Origin of the sequence: Cutibacterium avidum 44067 (genome assembly GCF_000367205.1) — a bacterium.
Taxonomy (GTDB): domain Bacteria; phylum Actinomycetota; class Actinomycetes; order Propionibacteriales; family Propionibacteriaceae; genus Cutibacterium; species Cutibacterium avidum.
This window is the reverse complement of sequence record NC_021064.1, coordinates 322220-337548: the sequence shown is the minus strand read 5'-3', so window position 1 is coordinate 337548 and position 15329 is coordinate 322220. Positions and strand designations below refer to the sequence as shown.

18 protein-coding genes and 4 tRNA genes are annotated in these 15329 nt (G+C 64.2%); 5 read left to right on the top strand and 17 right to left on the bottom strand.

Features of this window, described 5'->3' with window-relative positions:
- Positions 1 to 7 precede the first annotated feature (7 nt).
- The 11 genes from secE to PALO_RS01500 all read right to left on the bottom strand — a co-directional run bounded on the left by secE (position 8) and on the right by PALO_RS01500 (position 6446).
- Positions 8 to 667, bottom strand: a complete 660-nt coding sequence (gene secE, locus PALO_RS01550; protein ID WP_015582148.1) for a preprotein translocase subunit SecE — start codon at positions 665 to 667, stop codon at positions 8 to 10.
- A gap of 93 nt (positions 668 to 760) precedes the next feature.
- Positions 761 to 833: transfer RNA gene (locus PALO_RS01545), tRNA-Trp, on the bottom strand.
- 108 nt (positions 834 to 941) lie between these two features.
- Positions 942 to 2138: an LCP family protein gene (locus tag PALO_RS01540; protein ID WP_015582147.1), complete on the bottom strand. Its 1197-nt coding sequence runs from the start codon at positions 2136 to 2138 to the stop codon at positions 942 to 944.
- Positions 2139 to 2269: 131 nt separating this feature from the next.
- On the bottom strand, positions 2270 to 3535 hold the full coding sequence (locus PALO_RS01535; protein WP_004809082.1) for an aspartate aminotransferase type Ic: 1266 nt from the start codon (positions 3533 to 3535) through the stop codon (positions 2270 to 2272).
- A 102-nt stretch (positions 3536 to 3637) separates the two neighbouring features.
- A complete protein-coding gene (locus PALO_RS01530) occupies positions 3638 to 4768 on the bottom strand; it encodes a UDP-N-acetylmuramate dehydrogenase (RefSeq protein ID WP_015582146.1) in 1131 nt (376 codons plus the stop codon).
- The gene (locus tag PALO_RS01525; protein WP_015582145.1) at positions 4765 to 5181 is read right to left on the bottom strand and encodes a MaoC/PaaZ C-terminal domain-containing protein; all 417 of its coding nucleotides are present in this window, start codon (positions 5179 to 5181) and stop codon (positions 4765 to 4767) included. Before PALO_RS01525 ends, PALO_RS01530 begins: the two co-directional genes overlap by 4 nt.
- The gene (locus tag PALO_RS01520; RefSeq protein ID WP_015582144.1) at positions 5178 to 5606 is read right to left on the bottom strand and encodes an FAS1-like dehydratase domain-containing protein; all 429 of its coding nucleotides are present in this window, start codon (positions 5604 to 5606) and stop codon (positions 5178 to 5180) included. Before PALO_RS01520 ends, PALO_RS01525 begins: the two co-directional genes overlap by 4 nt.
- 116 nt (positions 5607 to 5722) lie before the next feature.
- A complete protein-coding gene (gene rpmG / locus PALO_RS01515) occupies positions 5723 to 5893 on the bottom strand; it encodes a 50S ribosomal protein L33 (protein WP_004809087.1) in 171 nt (56 codons plus the stop codon).
- Between the two features lie 56 nt (positions 5894 to 5949).
- Positions 5950 to 6024: transfer RNA gene (locus tag PALO_RS01510), tRNA-Met, on the bottom strand.
- Positions 6025 to 6087: 63 nt separating this feature from the next.
- Positions 6088 to 6160 (bottom strand) — tRNA-Thr (locus tag PALO_RS01505).
- Between the two features lie 205 nt (positions 6161 to 6365).
- Positions 6366 to 6446: transfer RNA gene (locus PALO_RS01500), tRNA-Tyr, on the bottom strand.
- Between the two features lie 271 nt (positions 6447 to 6717).
- Here PALO_RS01500 and PALO_RS01495 point away from each other — a divergent pair.
- Both PALO_RS01495 and PALO_RS01490 read left to right on the top strand, forming a co-directional pair.
- Positions 6718 to 7032 carry a GNAT family N-acetyltransferase gene (locus tag PALO_RS01495; RefSeq protein ID WP_015582143.1) on the top strand — a complete coding sequence of 105 codons (315 nt, stop codon included), beginning with the start codon at positions 6718 to 6720 and terminating at the stop codon, positions 7030 to 7032.
- Positions 7033 to 7084: 52 nt separating this feature from the next.
- Entirely contained in the window at positions 7085 to 7978 is an 894-nt protein-coding gene (locus PALO_RS01490; RefSeq protein ID WP_004809090.1) for an exodeoxyribonuclease III, read from the top strand.
- A gap of 1 nt (position 7979) precedes the next feature.
- On the opposite strand, the gene PALO_RS01485 is transcribed toward PALO_RS01490, so the two are convergent.
- On the bottom strand, positions 7980 to 8915 hold the full coding sequence (locus tag PALO_RS01485; RefSeq protein WP_023033173.1) for an enoyl-CoA hydratase/isomerase family protein: 936 nt from the start codon (positions 8913 to 8915) through the stop codon (positions 7980 to 7982).
- A 196-nt stretch (positions 8916 to 9111) separates the two neighbouring features.
- Between PALO_RS01485 and PALO_RS01480 the strand changes: the two genes are divergently transcribed.
- From PALO_RS01480 to PALO_RS01470, 3 genes are read left to right on the top strand one after another with little or no spacing between them, the layout of a single operon-like run.
- The gene (locus PALO_RS01480) at positions 9112 to 10032 is read left to right on the top strand and encodes a metal ABC transporter substrate-binding protein (RefSeq protein WP_004809092.1); all 921 of its coding nucleotides are present in this window, start codon (positions 9112 to 9114) and stop codon (positions 10030 to 10032) included.
- Positions 10029 to 10769: a metal ABC transporter ATP-binding protein gene (locus PALO_RS01475; protein WP_004809093.1), complete on the top strand. Its 741-nt coding sequence runs from the start codon at positions 10029 to 10031 to the stop codon at positions 10767 to 10769. The genes PALO_RS01480 and PALO_RS01475 overlap by 4 nt, the downstream gene beginning before the upstream one ends.
- Positions 10766 to 11707, top strand: coding sequence for a metal ABC transporter permease (locus PALO_RS01470; protein WP_015582141.1), 942 nt, complete (start codon positions 10766 to 10768; stop codon positions 11705 to 11707). The genes PALO_RS01475 and PALO_RS01470 overlap by 4 nt, the downstream gene beginning before the upstream one ends.
- On the opposite strand, the gene PALO_RS01465 is transcribed toward PALO_RS01470, so the two are convergent.
- The 5 genes from PALO_RS01465 to PALO_RS01445 are packed head-to-tail and all read right to left on the bottom strand — an operon-like array spanning position 11614 to position 15205.
- A complete protein-coding gene (locus tag PALO_RS01465) occupies positions 11614 to 12288 on the bottom strand; it encodes a metal-dependent transcriptional regulator (protein ID WP_177166369.1) in 675 nt (224 codons plus the stop codon). The two genes, PALO_RS01470 and PALO_RS01465, sit on opposite strands and share 94 nt — an antisense overlap.
- Positions 12289 to 12304: 16 nt before the next feature.
- Positions 12305 to 13894, bottom strand: a complete 1590-nt coding sequence (gene mptB, locus PALO_RS01460; protein ID WP_016666140.1) for a polyprenol phosphomannose-dependent alpha 1,6 mannosyltransferase MptB — start codon at positions 13892 to 13894, stop codon at positions 12305 to 12307.
- Positions 13891 to 14199 carry a 4Fe-4S binding protein gene (locus PALO_RS01455; protein ID WP_004809097.1) on the bottom strand — a complete coding sequence of 103 codons (309 nt, stop codon included), beginning with the start codon at positions 14197 to 14199 and terminating at the stop codon, positions 13891 to 13893. The genes mptB and PALO_RS01455 overlap by 4 nt, the downstream gene beginning before the upstream one ends.
- Positions 14196 to 14810 (bottom strand): NADH-quinone oxidoreductase subunit C, encoded by a 615-nt coding sequence (locus PALO_RS01450; protein ID WP_015582138.1) that lies wholly within the window; start codon positions 14808 to 14810, stop codon positions 14196 to 14198. The genes PALO_RS01455 and PALO_RS01450 overlap by 4 nt, the downstream gene beginning before the upstream one ends.
- Positions 14807 to 15205 carry an NADH-quinone oxidoreductase subunit B family protein gene (locus PALO_RS01445; RefSeq protein ID WP_015582137.1) on the bottom strand — a complete coding sequence of 133 codons (399 nt, stop codon included), beginning with the start codon at positions 15203 to 15205 and terminating at the stop codon, positions 14807 to 14809. Before PALO_RS01445 ends, PALO_RS01450 begins: the two co-directional genes overlap by 4 nt.
- Positions 15206 to 15329: the final 124 nt, after the last annotated feature.

Genomic DNA, 15329 nt, shown 5'->3' with positions numbered 1-15329 from the left:
GTGATCGTCAGTTGCCAAAGAGCTTGATGATGATCCATCCGAAGAGGACGTCCAAGCCACTGACGTAAGCGATGATGAGCAGAACGAAAACGAGGACGACGAGGAAGTACTGACCCAGCTCGTCGCCGGTGGGCCACTTGACCTTGCGCAGCTCGGCAACCGACTGTTTCGTGAAGGTCACCGGGCCGGTGCGATGGCTGCCCTGTTCGGCAGCCTCCTGCTTGCTGCTCTGCTTGCGGACGGGAGCCTTGGTCAACTCGCGCTTCGGCCCAGGGCCAGCAGGCTTGGCAGCAGAAGCAGCTGCGGGCTTCCCATCCACGGCGTCAGCTTCCTTGGTACCCTTGCGCACCGGCTTGCCACGCCGAGCCGGCTTGCCAGCGGCTTCTTTCTTGCGAACCGGACGGCTGGAACGAGCGGAGACTGCAGCCTTCTCGGCTTCCTCGAGCTGCTCGGGATCGTCGACCACCATGTCTTCGGGGTCGGCCTTGTCAGGAGTCTTGTCGACGACATCGTCAGGAGTCGTCAACTCCTCAGCCTCGGGATCGACGACGTCGTACTCCTCAGCCTCCGTAAGGTTGCGGGATGCGAGATCCTCCCCTCTCGGAGACAGCTCGCCCTCGACGGAAGGATCGTCTCCGTCACTGAGGTTTCGCTTCTCGTCGGTCACGCTGTTCCTTCGGGTCCTGCCTGACGGTTGGTGCCGTGGACCAGGACTTCGCCACGGCTGCGCACCAGGGATACGCCCCGCACATGCGTCTCGCAGGGCACGAGGGACTTGAACCCCCAACCTGCGGTTTTGGAGACCGCTGCTCTGCCAATTGAGCTAGTGCCCTTCGGCGCTGCCTGGTTGGCAACGCCAGCACAGGGAGTATAGGAGAGGATTCGGTCTCACGTCGAATCAGACTCGCAGGTCCTCTCCAAAACTCCCCGCCGGTCATCCATCACGCAGGGTGTCTGGCCGCGTACTGATCCATGGTGTCAGTCCTCATCGCTTGTGCCAACTCCTGCATACCGGCCTCGTCGACGATGTCGTACTGCTGGCCGTCTTTCGACCTACCAAACCCCTTGATGGGAGCCTGCACGGAGACGATGTCGGCCCCGGAATCGAACTTGAGGCTGGTCGCCAACTTCCACACCTCCTTGTTGGTGAGCGCGTCGTCAACCGTCATGGTCGAGCCGACGTCAGAGACCACCTCGGAGAACTTCTTCGGATTCGTCAGTGTGCCGGCCGAGAAGATCTTGTCAATCATCGTGGTGAGGACGGCTCGTTCGTTGGCAGCACGATCCAGGTCGCCGTGCTTGAGGCTCTTGCGCTCGTGGACGTACGCCAAGGCAGCATCCCCCTCGAGGGTCACGTTGCCCTTGTCGAAGTGATGACCCATGCTGTCGAACTCCTGCGGGTTGTAGACCTGGATGCCACCAAGGTCGCTGCTGAGCTGCTTGAACCCGTTGAAGTCGATGACGGCACCATGGTTCATCTTGACGTTGGTCAGCCCCTCCAGCACCTTGATCGTCAAAGGCATGCCACCCCACGAGTAGGCGGCGTTGATCTTGGCCTTGGAATCCTTCTTGACGACGTCATTAGCCGGGATCGTCACCCACATGTCACGCAGGAAGCTGATGAGGTAGAGCTTCTCGCGATTGGCGGGCAGGTAGGCAACGATGAGGGTGTCCGAACGGCCACGATCCCATCCGCGGGAGTCCGACCCGGCGAGGACGAAGGTCTGCGCACCGGTCTCGACCGACGGCGGACGAGTGCCCTGCACCGCCACCGGGGCGCGATTGACGTTGTTCATGCCGACATTGATCGACCGCAGGTAGTAGGCGATGATGCCGACGACGATGAGCAGCAGCGCCAGGACGATGACGAGGAAGACCTTCGGCCAACGACGCTTGCGCCTGGCCGCCGTTGCCGATGCGGCACGGTCCTCATCATCGTCGTCGGAGCGCTCCTCGAAAAGCTCGTCGACGGTGGCGTCCTCCTCGTCCGGGTCATAACCGCGCCGTCCGGCAGTCGGCTCAGCATCCCCAGCGGGGAATCCACGACGAGGTGTGTCACTGGCGTCAGGCTCGACGCCGTTCTCGCCCTCGAAATCGTCCGGGTCATCGAACAGATTGAGTCCGTCGTCGTGAGCCACGGGTATGCCCCTTCCTGCTGAAACTCAGCGGACCAGTAGGTCTTCAGAATACGCAACGCCAATGGCCCCACACACATCTCGCGCGTGTGGGGCCATAATAAGGGTTTCGCCGAATTGCAGAAAGGCCTCTTTCAGTTGGCGAGAAGCTTCTCAGCGGCTGCCAGCAGGACGCAGGTCGAGACACCCTCCATGGCCTCTCGCAGCTCGTCCATGCCAGGGAAGGACGGCGCCAGACGGATGGTGCGATCGTGCGGGTCATCGTGGAGCGGATGAGACGCCCCGGCCGGGGTGAGGGCAATGCCGGCTTCCTTGGCCAGGGCCACCACGCGAGAAGCCGTGCCATCCATGACGTCGAGGGTGATGAAGTAACCGCCGGTCGGATGAGTCCACGTGGCGACCTCACGACCACCGAGGCGGTTGGTGAGGATCTCGTCGACGAGGGCGAACTTCGGGGTGAGGATCTCGCGGTGGGCACGCATGAGCTTGCGAACACCCTCGGCGTCACCCAGGTACTTCGCGTGACGCAACTGATTGACCTTGTCAGGGCCGATCGAGCGGATCCCCGCATGTCCCAGGTACCAGTCCAGGTTGGCCTTCGAGGAGGCCAGGAAGGAGATGCCGTCGCCGGCGAAGGTGATCTTGGAGGTCGAGGCGAGCTCGAAGACGCGGTCAGGGTTACCAGCCTCCTCAGCCCACTGCAGCACCGGCAGCGGTGGACGCTCGGTGTCGGTCAGGTGATGCAGGGCGTAGGCATTGTCCCACCACATACGGAAATCGGGGGCGGCAGGCATGGACACCAGGGCACGAACAGTCTCCTCGTCGTAGACGACGCCGTTCGGGTTGGCATACATCGGCACCACCCACATGCCCTTGACGGACGGGTCGGCGGCCAGCTTGGCCACCTCGTCGACGTCAGGGCCGTGCTCCCCCAGTTCCACCGGGATCATCTCGATGCCGAGGTGCTCGCAGATGGCGAAGTGGCGGTCGTAGCCGGGGACTGGGGCGATGAACTTGACGTTCTGGCCGAACCACGGCTTCTCACCCGCGATGCCATGGACGAAGGCGAACATCGCGAGATCGTGCATGATCGACAGGCTGGAGTTGTCGGCAGCGATGATGTGGTCGACGTCGACCCCCAGCAGTTCACCGAAGATGCGGCGGATCTCGGTGAGTCCGCGGTTGCCTCCGTAGTTGCGGACATCCTGGCCATCCTCGGCGTGGGAAGGGACATCAATCGTCAACAGGTCCGCGTTGAGATCAAGCTGCGCCGGGGAAGGCTTGCCGCGGGTGATGTTAAGAGAGACACCACGGGCGACGAGCTCGGCATGCTCATCGCTCAGCTGCTCGTGCAGGGCGGACAGGTCATCGGGGGACAAGTCGGTCAGCGGGGTCGTCATAGGCCAATTCTGGCCCCTGGGCCCACCACAATGACAGGCGACCCTCCACACTCGGCTATACGAGGTTGGCAGGGTCGTCGGTCTGGACGAGTTCCACCGACCTCAGATGGCGCAACCGACGAGGCGTGGTTCGGGCACCAAGGTGATGCCGTACGCGTCGCGAACTCCCTCGATGATGGTGCGCGCCAGAGCAGTGAGGTCATCGGAGCTGGCGCTGCCGCGGTTGGTCAGGGCCAGCACGTGCTTGGTCGACAGGCTGGCCGGGGAGTCCTCGGCCACCATGAACCCCTTGCCGTATCCGGCGTGGTCGATGAGCCATGCGGCGCTGGTCTTCACACGACCATCAGGCTGGACAAAGGCGGGTGCAGCCTCCGGAACCTCGTCGGGAGCCACCAGCGGGTTGGTGAAGAAGGACCCCGCACTCCAGGTGTCGTGGTCATCAGGGTTGAGGACCATACCCTTGCCACCACGCACCTCCAGGACGGTCTCACGGACCTCGGAGGTGTTGGCCCTCTCCCCTGGCTCGACCCCCAGACGACGCGCCAGCTCGGCATAGCGCACCGGCAGCGACCGAGTACCGAGGTTGAACTGCATGGTGACGTCCAGGACGACATAGCGGTCTGGTTCGGCCTTGAACCGGCTGGAGCGGTAGCCGAAGCCACACTGGTCCGCGGTGAAGGTGCACTGGGTGTCATCGACACGATCCCAGGTACGCACCCGGGCGATGAACTCGCAGACCTCCACGCCATAGGCGCCGACGTTCTGGATGGGCGTCGAGCCGACGAGGCCGGGGATGCCGGAGAGGAACTCCGGGCCGATCCACTCCTGCTCGATGGCGTGGACGACGAAATCGTCCCAGACCTGACCGGCGGCAACCGTCACCAGGGCACCACCGCATGAGGACACCTCGGCGGACAGTCCCGAGGTCGCGACGCGCACGACGGTGCCGTCGAATCCGTCGTCGCCGACGAGGACGTTGGAGCCGCCTCCGAGCACAAGGCAGGGCTCGCCGCGTCGATCGCAGTCGCGGACGGTTTGCAGGAGCTCGTCATTGGTCGTGGCTATGACGAGATGACGGGCCGGGCCACCCACTTTGAACGTCGTGAGCGGGGCGAGCAGGACGTCATCCCCTCCGGTGAGGGTGGCCTTCGTGCCGATCGCCTCGTGATGGATGGTGCTGCACGCCTCGGTGAGGTCGTCGTCCTCGTAGGGGCCGATGACAGTGGTACTCACTGCTCCTCCTGCTTGACGACGACCTCGACTCGTCCGAGAACGGACTGCCCGCCGCACTTGACGTCGACACCAAGGGTCGCGGTGTCATCAACAACCCTGCGAACCTTGGCGGCGACCTCGATGGAGGCCCCCTCCTTGGTGTCGGGGACGAGCACCGGGCGGGTGAAGCGAGCTCTCTGGGAGAGTACCTGCTCAGGCCCCCCGACCCACTCGATGACGGCACCCAGAGCCGCCCCCATCGTCCACATGCCGTGGGCAATGACGCCGTCCATGCCGGCCTCCCGGGCAGCACGGTCGCTGTGGTGGATCGGATTGAAGTCCCCTGACGCACCGGCATAGCGGACCAAGGTGGTCCGGGTGACACCGATGGCTCGCGGCCCGAATGTCTGACCTTCCGTCAGCTGCGCGCTCATGCATTCGCCTCCGGACGGGTGTGCCACAAGGTCGAGGTGGCGTTGCCGAGATGCTCGCCATTGACGTGGTCCAAGGAGACGTCGATGCCGATGATGTCGGTGTTGCCCCGGATGCGAACCGAGGTGATCCTCAAGGTCGAGGTGACCTCGTCACCCTTGTGGAGCGGACGGATCCAGTTGAAGGACTGATCGGTGTGAATCATGTGCTCCAGCTGGAGGCCAAGCTGCTCGTCGTCGAACAGTGCCTCCCACGCCCGGGACGCCAACACCATGGCAAATGTGGGCGGAGCAATGGGGTCGTCCCCCCGGTAGGCCGGAGCAGTGTCACCCAAGGCGGTGGCGAGCTCCCGGATCTTCTCCGCGGTAACGAGGTAGGGATCTGTCGTCGGATACGTGCGCCCGACGTCATCAGGACTGATCGGCATGTCGTTCAGGCTATCCCAGACCCCCGACGCCACAGAACCCTTGAGAACGAGCGAAAAGACGAGGAGCCACCCTCAGGTGACCCCTCGTCAAAGGTTCTTGGATTGAAAACCCGGCGTCAGCGGGTCTCGCGATGCGCGGTGTGCTTGTGGCAGCGCGGGCAGAACTTCGCCATCTCCATGCGATCAGGATTGTTACGGCGGTTCTTCTTGGTGATGTAGTTGCGCTCCTTGCACTCGGTGCAGGCGAGCGTGATCTTCGGGCGAACGTCGCCGGACTTCTTGGCCATCTTTCCTACTTTCGAGCCGTGTGGAGTGTGCGCTCCCGAGTTTCCCCGGTTTGTTTTGGTAGCGGAGGCGGGAATCGAACCCGCGACACAGCGATTATGAGCCGCTTGCTCTACCCCTGAGCTACCCCGCCATGTGATCCTCGGCACCCATTCGGGCCCGGCCCACCGGGCGAGTGGGGCCGATTCACACTCAGAGCCCCCAAGCAGAATCGAACTGCTGACCTTCTCCTTACCATGGAGACGCTCTGCCTACTGAGCTATAGGGGCAACGAATGAGAAAGTTACACGAGCTTCCAGTCGTTGGCAAATTGAAACCCGAATCTCCTGACCCCGGAATGAAATCCCCTGTGGGAACCGGTAATCAATCGAACCAGGCCGTTTTCACCTCTACCGTTTCCCCGACCGAACGAGTCGGCCAAGAATCTTGCTTTGGCGAAACCAACCCCCGAATCCATCCGACCCGGGGGTTGCGTGGCAGGTGTTGGATTCGAACCAACGTAGGCGAACCGACGGTTTTACAGACCGCTCCCTTTGGCCACTCGGGCAACCTGCCTTGCTGGCGCGAGCCAGCGATCGAAAATACTAGCAGGCGTGCCGGCGTCGTGACCAATCCGGCCCGTCACCAAGCCCGACGGACCAGCCAGGACCACCGCATGTGGCCTTGTGATGAGGCTCCCCGTCCGCACGCCGAGTTGGACAATGTCGACATGTCAGGACCAACATGTCAGGGTGTCTCCTATGACCATCAGCACCCTCACATCGAAGAATTGATGACCCTGTACAACTCGGTTGGCTGAACCGCCTACACCACCCACCCGTACAAGATGGAAGGGCTGCTCGACCGAGTCGACCAGGTGCGATGCGCCAGGATCGACGATGAACTCATCGGTTTCTCACGAGCCATCTCTGACGGCGTCCAGGTCGCCCTCATTCAGGACCTACTGGTTCATCCGAAGTGGCAGCGGCATGGGATTGGCCGCCACCTGCTGACGTCGATGATGGAGCACTACTCGGGGCTGCGCCAGATCGTCCTGCTCTCCGACGACATCCCCGAGATCGTCGCCTTCTACGAGTCGTGTGGACTCCATGACATCGCCCGCGAGGAGGGAAATGCCTTCGTCGGGTACCTCTACGAGTGATGCCGAACAGCCGTCACGTCACTGCGTCGTCACCCTGTGACAAACTCTCCCCATGCGCATCGCCAGCTTCAACGTCAACGGCATCCGAGCTGCCCTGAAACGGGGATTCTCCGACTGGATGGAGACCCGTGACTGCGACGTCATCGGCCTGCAGGAGGTGCGCTGCCGTCCCGCCGATCTCCCGGAGGGGGCGTTCGGCGATCGTCACGTCTCCTGGGCGCCGGGTTCGTTGGCCGGACGCAATGGCGTCGCCCTGCTCACCCGCACCGCTCCGGCCGAGGTCAGATCCTGGGGCACCCACCTCGTCATGACCCCCGGGGAGACACCCAATCTCGACGAGGTCCGCACCGGAATCACCGATCGACTACCAGCTGAGCTGCTTCCCTTCGCTGACGAGGGGCGCTACATCGAGGTTGATCTCGCCGACGCACCCGTCACCGTCGCCTGCCTGTACCTGCCCAAGGGAGCCACTCCGGACCCCAAGGACGAGAAGTCCATAGCCAAGCAGGACCGCAAGATGACCTTCCTCGCCGGGTTCCGTGAGTACCTGGCGACCCGACGCCAGGAGTGCGCGGCCCAGGGGCGTCATGTCCTTCTCATGGGCGACTTCAACATCGCCCATGAGAACGCCGACCTCAAGAACTGGAAGTCCAACCAACGCAACGAGGGATTCCTGCCCGAGGAGAGGCAGTGGTTCGACACCATCCTGTCTCCCGAGACCCTCGTCGACGTCGTGCGCGCCCAGCACCCTGACGTCAACGGCCCCTATTCCTGGTGGAGCTGGCGTGGCAAGGCCTTCGTCAATGACGCCGGATGGCGTATCGACTATCACCTGGCCTCACCGGAGCTGGCGAGGAAGGCCGTCACAGCCGAGATCGACCGAGACCCCTCCTATGCCGAGCGCACCTCCGACCACGCGGCCGTCGTCGTCGACTACGACCTGTGACTCAGGACGGGTCGAACATCTCCTCGACACGACGCGCGGGGACGTCGGCCAGGCTCTCGTGTGACCAGTGGGGGTTGCGGTCCTTGTCGACCAGCTGAGCCCGCACCCCCTCGCAGAAGTCCGAGTCGCGCATGAAGGAGCGCCCCAAGGCTCGATCAGTCTCCAAAACCTCAGCGAGTCCTGACGCACTCTCAGCCTTGATGACGGCTGCCAGCGCGACGGCCACCGACAACGGGCAGCGGGTTGCGATATGCCCAACGGTCTTGCGTGCGGCTTCCTCCGGGCGATCAGCCAGTCGACGACACACCTCAACCGGGTCGTCGGTGTCGTAGCACTCCTGGATCCACACCGCGTCGCGGGCCAGCTGGCATGCAACTGGATCGACGTCAGCAGGATTGCCGTCGGCGTCAACGACCTCGTCCACCAGACCAGCCCACAGCGCCGAGGCTGCGTCGATGGAGGCTCCTGTCATGGCCAGGTGGCGCCCGACATACCGCGGGGCGCGGGACAGCTCGAAAGACACACCGACGTCGGGCCACAGCCCAATACCCGTCTCCGGCATCGCCAGAACAAGGTCCTCTCGTGCCTCGACCTGCTTGAGGCGAAGGGCCAGACCAAGACCACCGCCCATGGAGATCCCGTGCAGATGCGCGGTTCCGGAGTGGACCGCCGCGATCGCCGCATCGACGTCGTACTCGAAATCCAACCAGTCGCCGGCAGCCTCGGGATCCTCCAGAGCCAGCGACCTGAGCTCACGGATGTCAGCCCCGGAGCAGTAACCGCGCTCTCCCGCGCCTGACAGGTCGATACTGCGCGGCGAATCCTCGACGGCCTTCCCGATGGCCGCCAGCATCTCGCCGGACAACGAATTGATGGCTCGGGGGCGGTCCAGGGTGATCGTCACATCGTCGGTACCGCTGATCTTCACCTCATCCATGACCTCAAGCCTGCCACCTTGCCGAATCACCACCCAGAAAAGCTGGTTGACGAAGGCCTTCGCCGATGGCGAGGACATGTCTCCTGCACCCATCCCACCAGAAACTCACGGTGGCACCCGCCATCCTCACGATGTAGCCTCGCCTTGAACTTAGGTTGACCGAACTTTTAAGTTTCACAACCCCAAGGAGGTCTCCATGCATCGCTCCCTTCACGCCATGGTCATCGGGCTCGTCGCGGCAGTCGCGCTCGCCCTAACTGGCTGCGGCGCTGCCAATCCCCCGAAATCACACAACAAACCCGTCGTCCTCACCACTTTCACCGTGTTGCAGGACATCGCGAGGAACATTGCCGGCGACGACCTGACGGTCGAGTCGATCACCAAGCCCGGCGCCGAGATCCACGACTACGAGCCCACCCCCGACGACATCAAGAAGGCGTCGAAGGCCGATCTCATTCTCGACAACGGGCTGGGCCTGGAGCGCTGGTTCCAGAAGTTCGTGGAATCCGCCGACGTCCCGCACGTCGTCGTCTCCGAGGGCGTCGAACCGATGAACATCGCCGAGGACGAGTACGCCGGCAAGCCGAACCCGCACGCCTGGATGAGCCCGAAGAATGTCCAGATCTACACTGACAACATCGTCAAGGCCTTCAGCAAACTCGACCCCGACCATGCCAAGGACTACAAGTCCAACGGAGACACCTACAAGGAGAAACTCCAGAAGGTCACCGATGACATGACCCACCAGTTGTCCGCCCTGCCGCGCAATGAGCGTGCCCTGGTCAGCTGCGAAGGCGCCTTCTCCTACCTCGCTCGGGACACCGACCTGACCGAGAAGTACCTCTGGGCCGTCAATGCCAATCAGGAGGGCACACCGAAGCAGATCGCCTCGGCGATCGACTTCGTCAGGAAGAACAAGGTTCCGGCCGTGTTCTGCGAATCCACGGTTTCCCTCAAACCCATGAAGCAGGTCGTCAACTCCACCGGGGCGAAGTTCGGCGGCACCCTCTACGTCGATTCCCTCTCCAAGGCCGACGGACCGGTCCCGACCTACCTCGATCTCATCAACTACGACGCCCGCACCATCACCACTGCCCTCACCGGAAAGAAGTCATGACCGGATGTGTTGACGTCGACCATCTCTCAGTGCGCTACGGGGAGGTGGTCGCCTTGTCGGGCGTCACCGTCTCCGTCGAGCCGGGTCGCGTCACCGGTCTCATCGGGATGAACGGGTCAGGCAAGTCCACCCTTTTCAAGGCGATCATGGGGATGGTTCGGCCCGAACATGGCCGGGTCCTCATCGACGGCGACTCCCCCGCCAAGGCTCGTCGTCACGGCATCGTCGGATATGTCCCACAGGCCGAGGACGTCGACTGGTCCTTCCCGGTGTCGGTGCGCGATGTCGTCATGATGGGTCGCTACGGCCAGCAGGGATTCACCCGACGGCCACGCGCCGAGGATCGCGAGGCCGTGGCAGAGGCCTTGGAACGGGTCGAGCTGGCTGACCTGACGGATCGTCAGATCGGCCAGCTGTCGGGCGGCCAACGCAAACGCGCCTTCGTCGCTCGTGGTATTGCCCAGGGAGCTCGCGTCATGCTCCTCGACGAGCCCTTCGCCGGGGTCGACAAACGCAGCGAGGCGACGATCGTCAGACTCCTGCGTGACCTTGCCGACCAGGGAAGAACCCTCATCGTGTCCACCCATGACCTCCACGCCCTGCCCGACCTCGCCGACGACGCGGTCCTGCTGCTGCGCACCATCCTGTTCCACGGACCGGTCGCCGAGGCACTACGTCCAGAAAACCTCGCGTTGACCTTCGGGGTCGACGTCACCGAATCCGGGAGGATGGCATGAATGCCCTCGTGTGGCTCACCGAACCACTGAGTTACCAGTTCATGGTTCGCGCTCTGACGACCAGCGTCGTCGCGGCCGTCGTCTGTGCCCTGCTGTCGTGCTGGCTCGTGCTGGTCGGATGGTCTCTCATGGGGGACGCCGTCTCCCACGCCGTACTACCTGGAGTGGCTCTGGCATACATCCTCGACCTGCCCTTCGCCCTCGGCGCCGTGGTCTTCGGCTTCCTCGCCGTCATCCTGATCGGGGTGGTCCGCGGCACCAGCAGGGTCAAGGAGGACGCCGCGATCGGCATCGTCTTCACGACGATGTTCGCCCTCGGTCTCATCCTGATCTCGACGACCCCGAGCCAGACCGACCTCAATCACATCATCTTCGGCAATGTGCTGGGCATCACGAAGGCCGACATGGTTCAGGTAGCGATCCTGGCCGGGATCAGCCTGCTCGTGCTGCTGCTCAAGCGTCGGGATCTCACCCTCTACGCCTTCGACCCCGTCCATGCCCACGCCATCGGTCTGTCCCCACGCCTCCTCGGGGCTCTCCTGCTCGGGATGCTGGCGCTGACGGCGGTCGTCGCCCTGCAGATCGTCGGGGTCGTTCTCGTCGTGGCGATGCTGATCATTCCGGGAGCAACGGCTTACCTGCTCACCGACCGATTCTCACGGATGCTCGTCATCGCGCCGAGCCTGTCGGCGCTGTGCACGGTGGTCGGCATCTACCTCAGCTACTGGTTCGACGTCTCCCCCGGCGGCCTGGTCGTCGTCGTGCAGGGCGTGGCATTCCTACTCGTCTACCTCTTCAGCCCGCGCCACGGCGTCGTCACGCGGGCACGTCGCCACAGGCGATCTCAGCCCTCGACGCTCACCCAGACGGCGTCGGTCGCTGAACGGCCCAGCGGTATGGCCCGATCGGCCACGGTAACCTCGATCGAATCGGAGTAAGGGGCACCCGGGCGCGGCTCCATCCGGGTACCAACGCCGATGCCGCATTCAGCCAGGAACTGCAGGAGACCAGGGTCACCGTCAGCCACCCTCTCGACGCGCACGACCACCCCGGGGTGGACGGCCGACAGCTGCACCGCCCCGTCCGGATGCTCAATGTCCCCAGCTCGGCTGGGAATCGGGTCGCCGTGGGGATCCTTGGTGGGGTACCCGAGCAACTCGTCGATACGGTCAACCATGAAGTCGGAGACGACGTGCTCGAGGGCCTCGGCCTCCTCATGGACCTGATCCCAGCGGTATCCCAGGGTTTCTGCCAGGAAGGTCTCGATGAGACGGTGGCGGCGCACCATCGCCACGGCGTGCTGGGCGCCTTCCTCGGTCAGGGCAACTGACCCATACCGGGTGTGCTGAAGCATCCCCTGTTCGGTCAGCTTTCGAACGGCCTCGGAGACGGTCGAGAGCCGCACCCCCACCTTGGCAGCCAACATCGAGGTGCCGACGGGGTCGTCAGACCACTCCTGGAGATTCCAGATCGCTTTGAGGTAGGTCTGGGAGCTCGCAGTCAGACTGGTCACAGACATGGCAGCAGAATACCGGTCACGACTGTTCGTGAGCTGTGTGCCGATGCGGAACGTGGACATCCTTGTGCGTCCACCCTTGTCCCAGGCTGCGCTCGTGCCAGACCAGTCGGGCCGCCAGCACCAGGACCAGAGCGACCCCAAGGGCCACCGCACTATTGCGCCACGACAGGTTGACGGCGTCGAAGGACAGCAGGATGACGGTGGTCCACACTGCCGGGCGCACGTACCGGGCGGCTTTGTCGATCAAGGGCAGCAACAGCGCTCCCCACAGCACGTACCAGGAGTGCAGGGCGGGCGCGCACAGTGCGACGGCGAGGAATCCCAGGGCAAGGAAGGACAGCGGCTTGCGGGGCAGCAGACGAATCGCCATGACGACGAGGAGCGCGGCTCCCACGAGCACGCCGATCGCCTGGGCGATGGGGATGACGGCAGCCGCGGCCTGGTGAGCCCCGAAGAGCCCGAGAATCATGCGCACCCCCATGCCGACGAGGGTGAATGGCGAAACCGTCAGCACCATGCCCGGGACGTCGACGGCGTGGTACCAGCCGAATCCCAGACCGGATGCCCATGAAATACCCGCGAACACCGCCACCGAGACAGCGAGCGACCACACCGCTCGCCCCAGGGCTGGGAAGAGGTGACGGGGATGCCACGACTCCATGGGATGACGGATGAATGGCAATGCCACGGCCACCATGAGGGCCGGCTGCTTGACGGCCGCCGCCGCCCCAACGAGGACTGCTCCGAGGAGCCACGACCAGCTCGTCATGCATGCCAGCCACAACCCGATGACGACCAGCCCCATCATGAGGGAGTCGTTGTGGGCTCCGCCAATGAAGTCGACGACGAGGATCGGGTTGAGGGTGGAGAACCATGCGGCAAAGTGCGGGTCCCGGCCGACCCTGCGGGCCACCCGAGACATCAGCAGGCCAATGGCGATGACGCCGAGAACGGCTGGGATCCGCATGAACACCGCGGACCAATATGGGTTGTCACCGGTGAGATGAACGATCAGGTGCTGCACGGCCAGGGCCAACGGGCCATAGGGGGTCTTGGTGTACCGCCATTCCTGGGCCACCTGGTCGGCGAAGGCCCCCGGCAGCAGACCTGGGTACCCCTCATAAGGGCTGATGTCGTTCTCCAGCAGCCACCCCTGCGCAGCGTAGGAGTAGGCGTCGTGACTGAAGATGGGTGGGGCGAGTAGGAAGGGCAGGCCCCATACGCCGAGGACGGCCCACGGGCGCAGCCCGGCGCGGATTCCCGGACGACGCTTGAAGTACCGACGCACATGTTTGGGAAGCGGCTCGGCGCCGAGGTCACGGGGCTCACGGCCGGGACGCAAGCAAAGCCAGGAATCCACCAGCAGACCGACGCCGACAAGGACGAGGAGGGTTCCGACGATGCGCCAGGTCGAGCCACGCAGCCCGGCCTCGTCGAGCCGGGACCACCACGGTGAGTTCAACGGTAGATATGCCGGGGTCAGGGATCCGGCCGTGATGAGAATCGTCCCGACCAGTCCTTCCAGGACTGACCGGGACCGCCAGGCGCGCAGGTAGGCAAACCACTTGAGTTGGATGCGTCGACGCCAGCCAACCGGCTGCTTCACCGGCCACCGTCCGATCCCCACGCGCTGACGAGGTCCGTTCGCGTCTCCGAATCCGGTACCCGCTCGTCATTCCATGACAGGGCGTCAAACGGACACGACTCGATGCACATCCCGCAGTACATGCACAATCCCCAGTCGATGGTGAACTCGTCGAGGACGGCGACGGTGCGAGGACGACGGGCATCCGAGTCGGGAACGGATTCATTGTGGGCGTCGATGGTGATGCACCAGGCCGGGCATGCCCGCGCGCAGATGACGCAGGAGGTGCAGGCGTCAACGTCGAGGTCGATGGCGGAATGCCTCATGCTCGCCTCCCTTGTCCGGCCTGTCCTCGTGTGGCCCGTGTGGCTCCGGCATCTCGTCCGGCGCTCGATCGTGGACGTCGCCCTGACATGGCCGCGACGACCTCGACGTCAGAAATATCCTCACCGTCCTTGATGCGTTGCCAGGTCTCGAGGTCGGGAACACCGGCAGGTAGAGCACGGCGTCGGCTCGCTGACGTCGAGGTGCCCGGGCCGGCCACGCCGGGCCACGTCGTCTCGGCTCGTTGCGCCAGCACGACCTCCTTGCGCAGCGGCGGCTTGGGCGCGTCGCAGATGAGGAGGGCACGATTGTCAGCTCCCGGGCCGACGAAGGTCACCCCAAAGGACTCGTGGATCTCTCGCTGATACCAGGCAGCTCCTGCCACGACGTCGACGACGGAGTCGAGGCTCCCGCCATCGCGTGGCACACGAGTGGAGACGGTGACGTCGTCGCCGTCATGGTTCTCGCATCGACAGACGACGATGATGTCGGGGTCCTGTCCGCGTTCGCCCGCCCCGTCGATGGCCGTCAGATGGACCAGCCACGGGTGGGTGGCGATCGCCTCGGCGACGGCGTCATGCCACCTGTCTGCAGGGACATCGATGGTCGTCATGCTGCCTCCCGGGAGGAGGACAGGAAGCCGGTGAGAGCGTCCGGGGCCGGCGGGCAACCCGGGATCCAGTGATCTGCCTCGACACCGATCGCGGGCAGTCCGTCGACGACTGCCGCCGAGTCCCAATAGGGGCCACCGGCGCAAGCACAGGCCCCGAAGGCCACGACGTCGACCGGATGGTCCTCACGCAAGGTTTCAATGGTCGAGCACACCACCGGCGCCAACACCGTCGAAATGGTTCCCGACACCACCGCGACGACCGGCACCCCCGAGGGGGCGTCCTGACAGGTGGGGGCCGCAGTCGGCACTGCCGCCCCGCTCTCGACCCCGCAACAGGCCAGGGCGAGGTCGACGACGTACACGGACTCGTCGGCGAACCAGTCGATGAACTTCACCGGGCCATCGTACCGACGATGTCGTCCAGCCAGATCTGTGCCGTGGGTAGGCGCTCAACCCAGACGATGGCCAAGTTCGACGAGCAGCGGCGCAATGGTAGCGTTGGGAGCCGGTTCCGAAGCA

Excerpts from the sequence above, each read along its gene's own strand:
- PALO_RS01450 (WP_015582138.1), bottom strand. The coding sequence starts at position 14,810 with ATGACGACCATCGATGTCCCTGCAGACAGGTGGCATGACGCCGTCGCC.
- PALO_RS01495 (WP_015582143.1), top strand. The coding sequence starts at position 6,718 with ATGGAAGGGCTGCTCGACCGAGTCGACCAGGTGCGATGCGCCAGGATC.
- PALO_RS01525 (WP_015582145.1), bottom strand. The coding sequence starts at position 5,181 with ATGAGCGCGCAGCTGACGGAAGGTCAGACATTCGGGCCGCGAGCCATC.
- PALO_RS01520 (WP_015582144.1), bottom strand. The coding sequence starts at position 5,606 with ATGCCGATCAGTCCTGATGACGTCGGGCGCACGTATCCGACGACAGAT.
- PALO_RS01455 (WP_004809097.1), bottom strand. The coding sequence starts at position 14,199 with ATGAGGCATTCCGCCATCGACCTCGACGTTGACGCCTGCACCTCCTGC.
- PALO_RS01470 (WP_015582141.1), top strand. The coding sequence starts at position 10,766 with ATGAATGCCCTCGTGTGGCTCACCGAACCACTGAGTTACCAGTTCATG.
- PALO_RS01535 (WP_004809082.1), bottom strand. The coding sequence starts at position 3,535 with ATGACGACCCCGCTGACCGACTTGTCCCCCGATGACCTGTCCGCCCTG.
- PALO_RS01480 (WP_004809092.1), top strand. The coding sequence starts at position 9,112 with ATGCATCGCTCCCTTCACGCCATGGTCATCGGGCTCGTCGCGGCAGTC.
- PALO_RS01485 (WP_023033173.1), bottom strand. The coding sequence starts at position 8,915 with ATGGATGAGGTGAAGATCAGCGGTACCGACGATGTGACGATCACCCTG.
- rpmG (WP_004809087.1), bottom strand. The coding sequence starts at position 5,893 with ATGGCCAAGAAGTCCGGCGACGTTCGCCCGAAGATCACGCTCGCCTGC.
- PALO_RS01490 (WP_004809090.1), top strand. The coding sequence starts at position 7,085 with ATGCGCATCGCCAGCTTCAACGTCAACGGCATCCGAGCTGCCCTGAAA.
- PALO_RS01465 (WP_177166369.1), bottom strand. The coding sequence starts at position 12,288 with ATGTCTGTGACCAGTCTGACTGCGAGCTCCCAGACCTACCTCAAAGCG.
- PALO_RS01475 (WP_004809093.1), top strand. The coding sequence starts at position 10,029 with ATGACCGGATGTGTTGACGTCGACCATCTCTCAGTGCGCTACGGGGAG.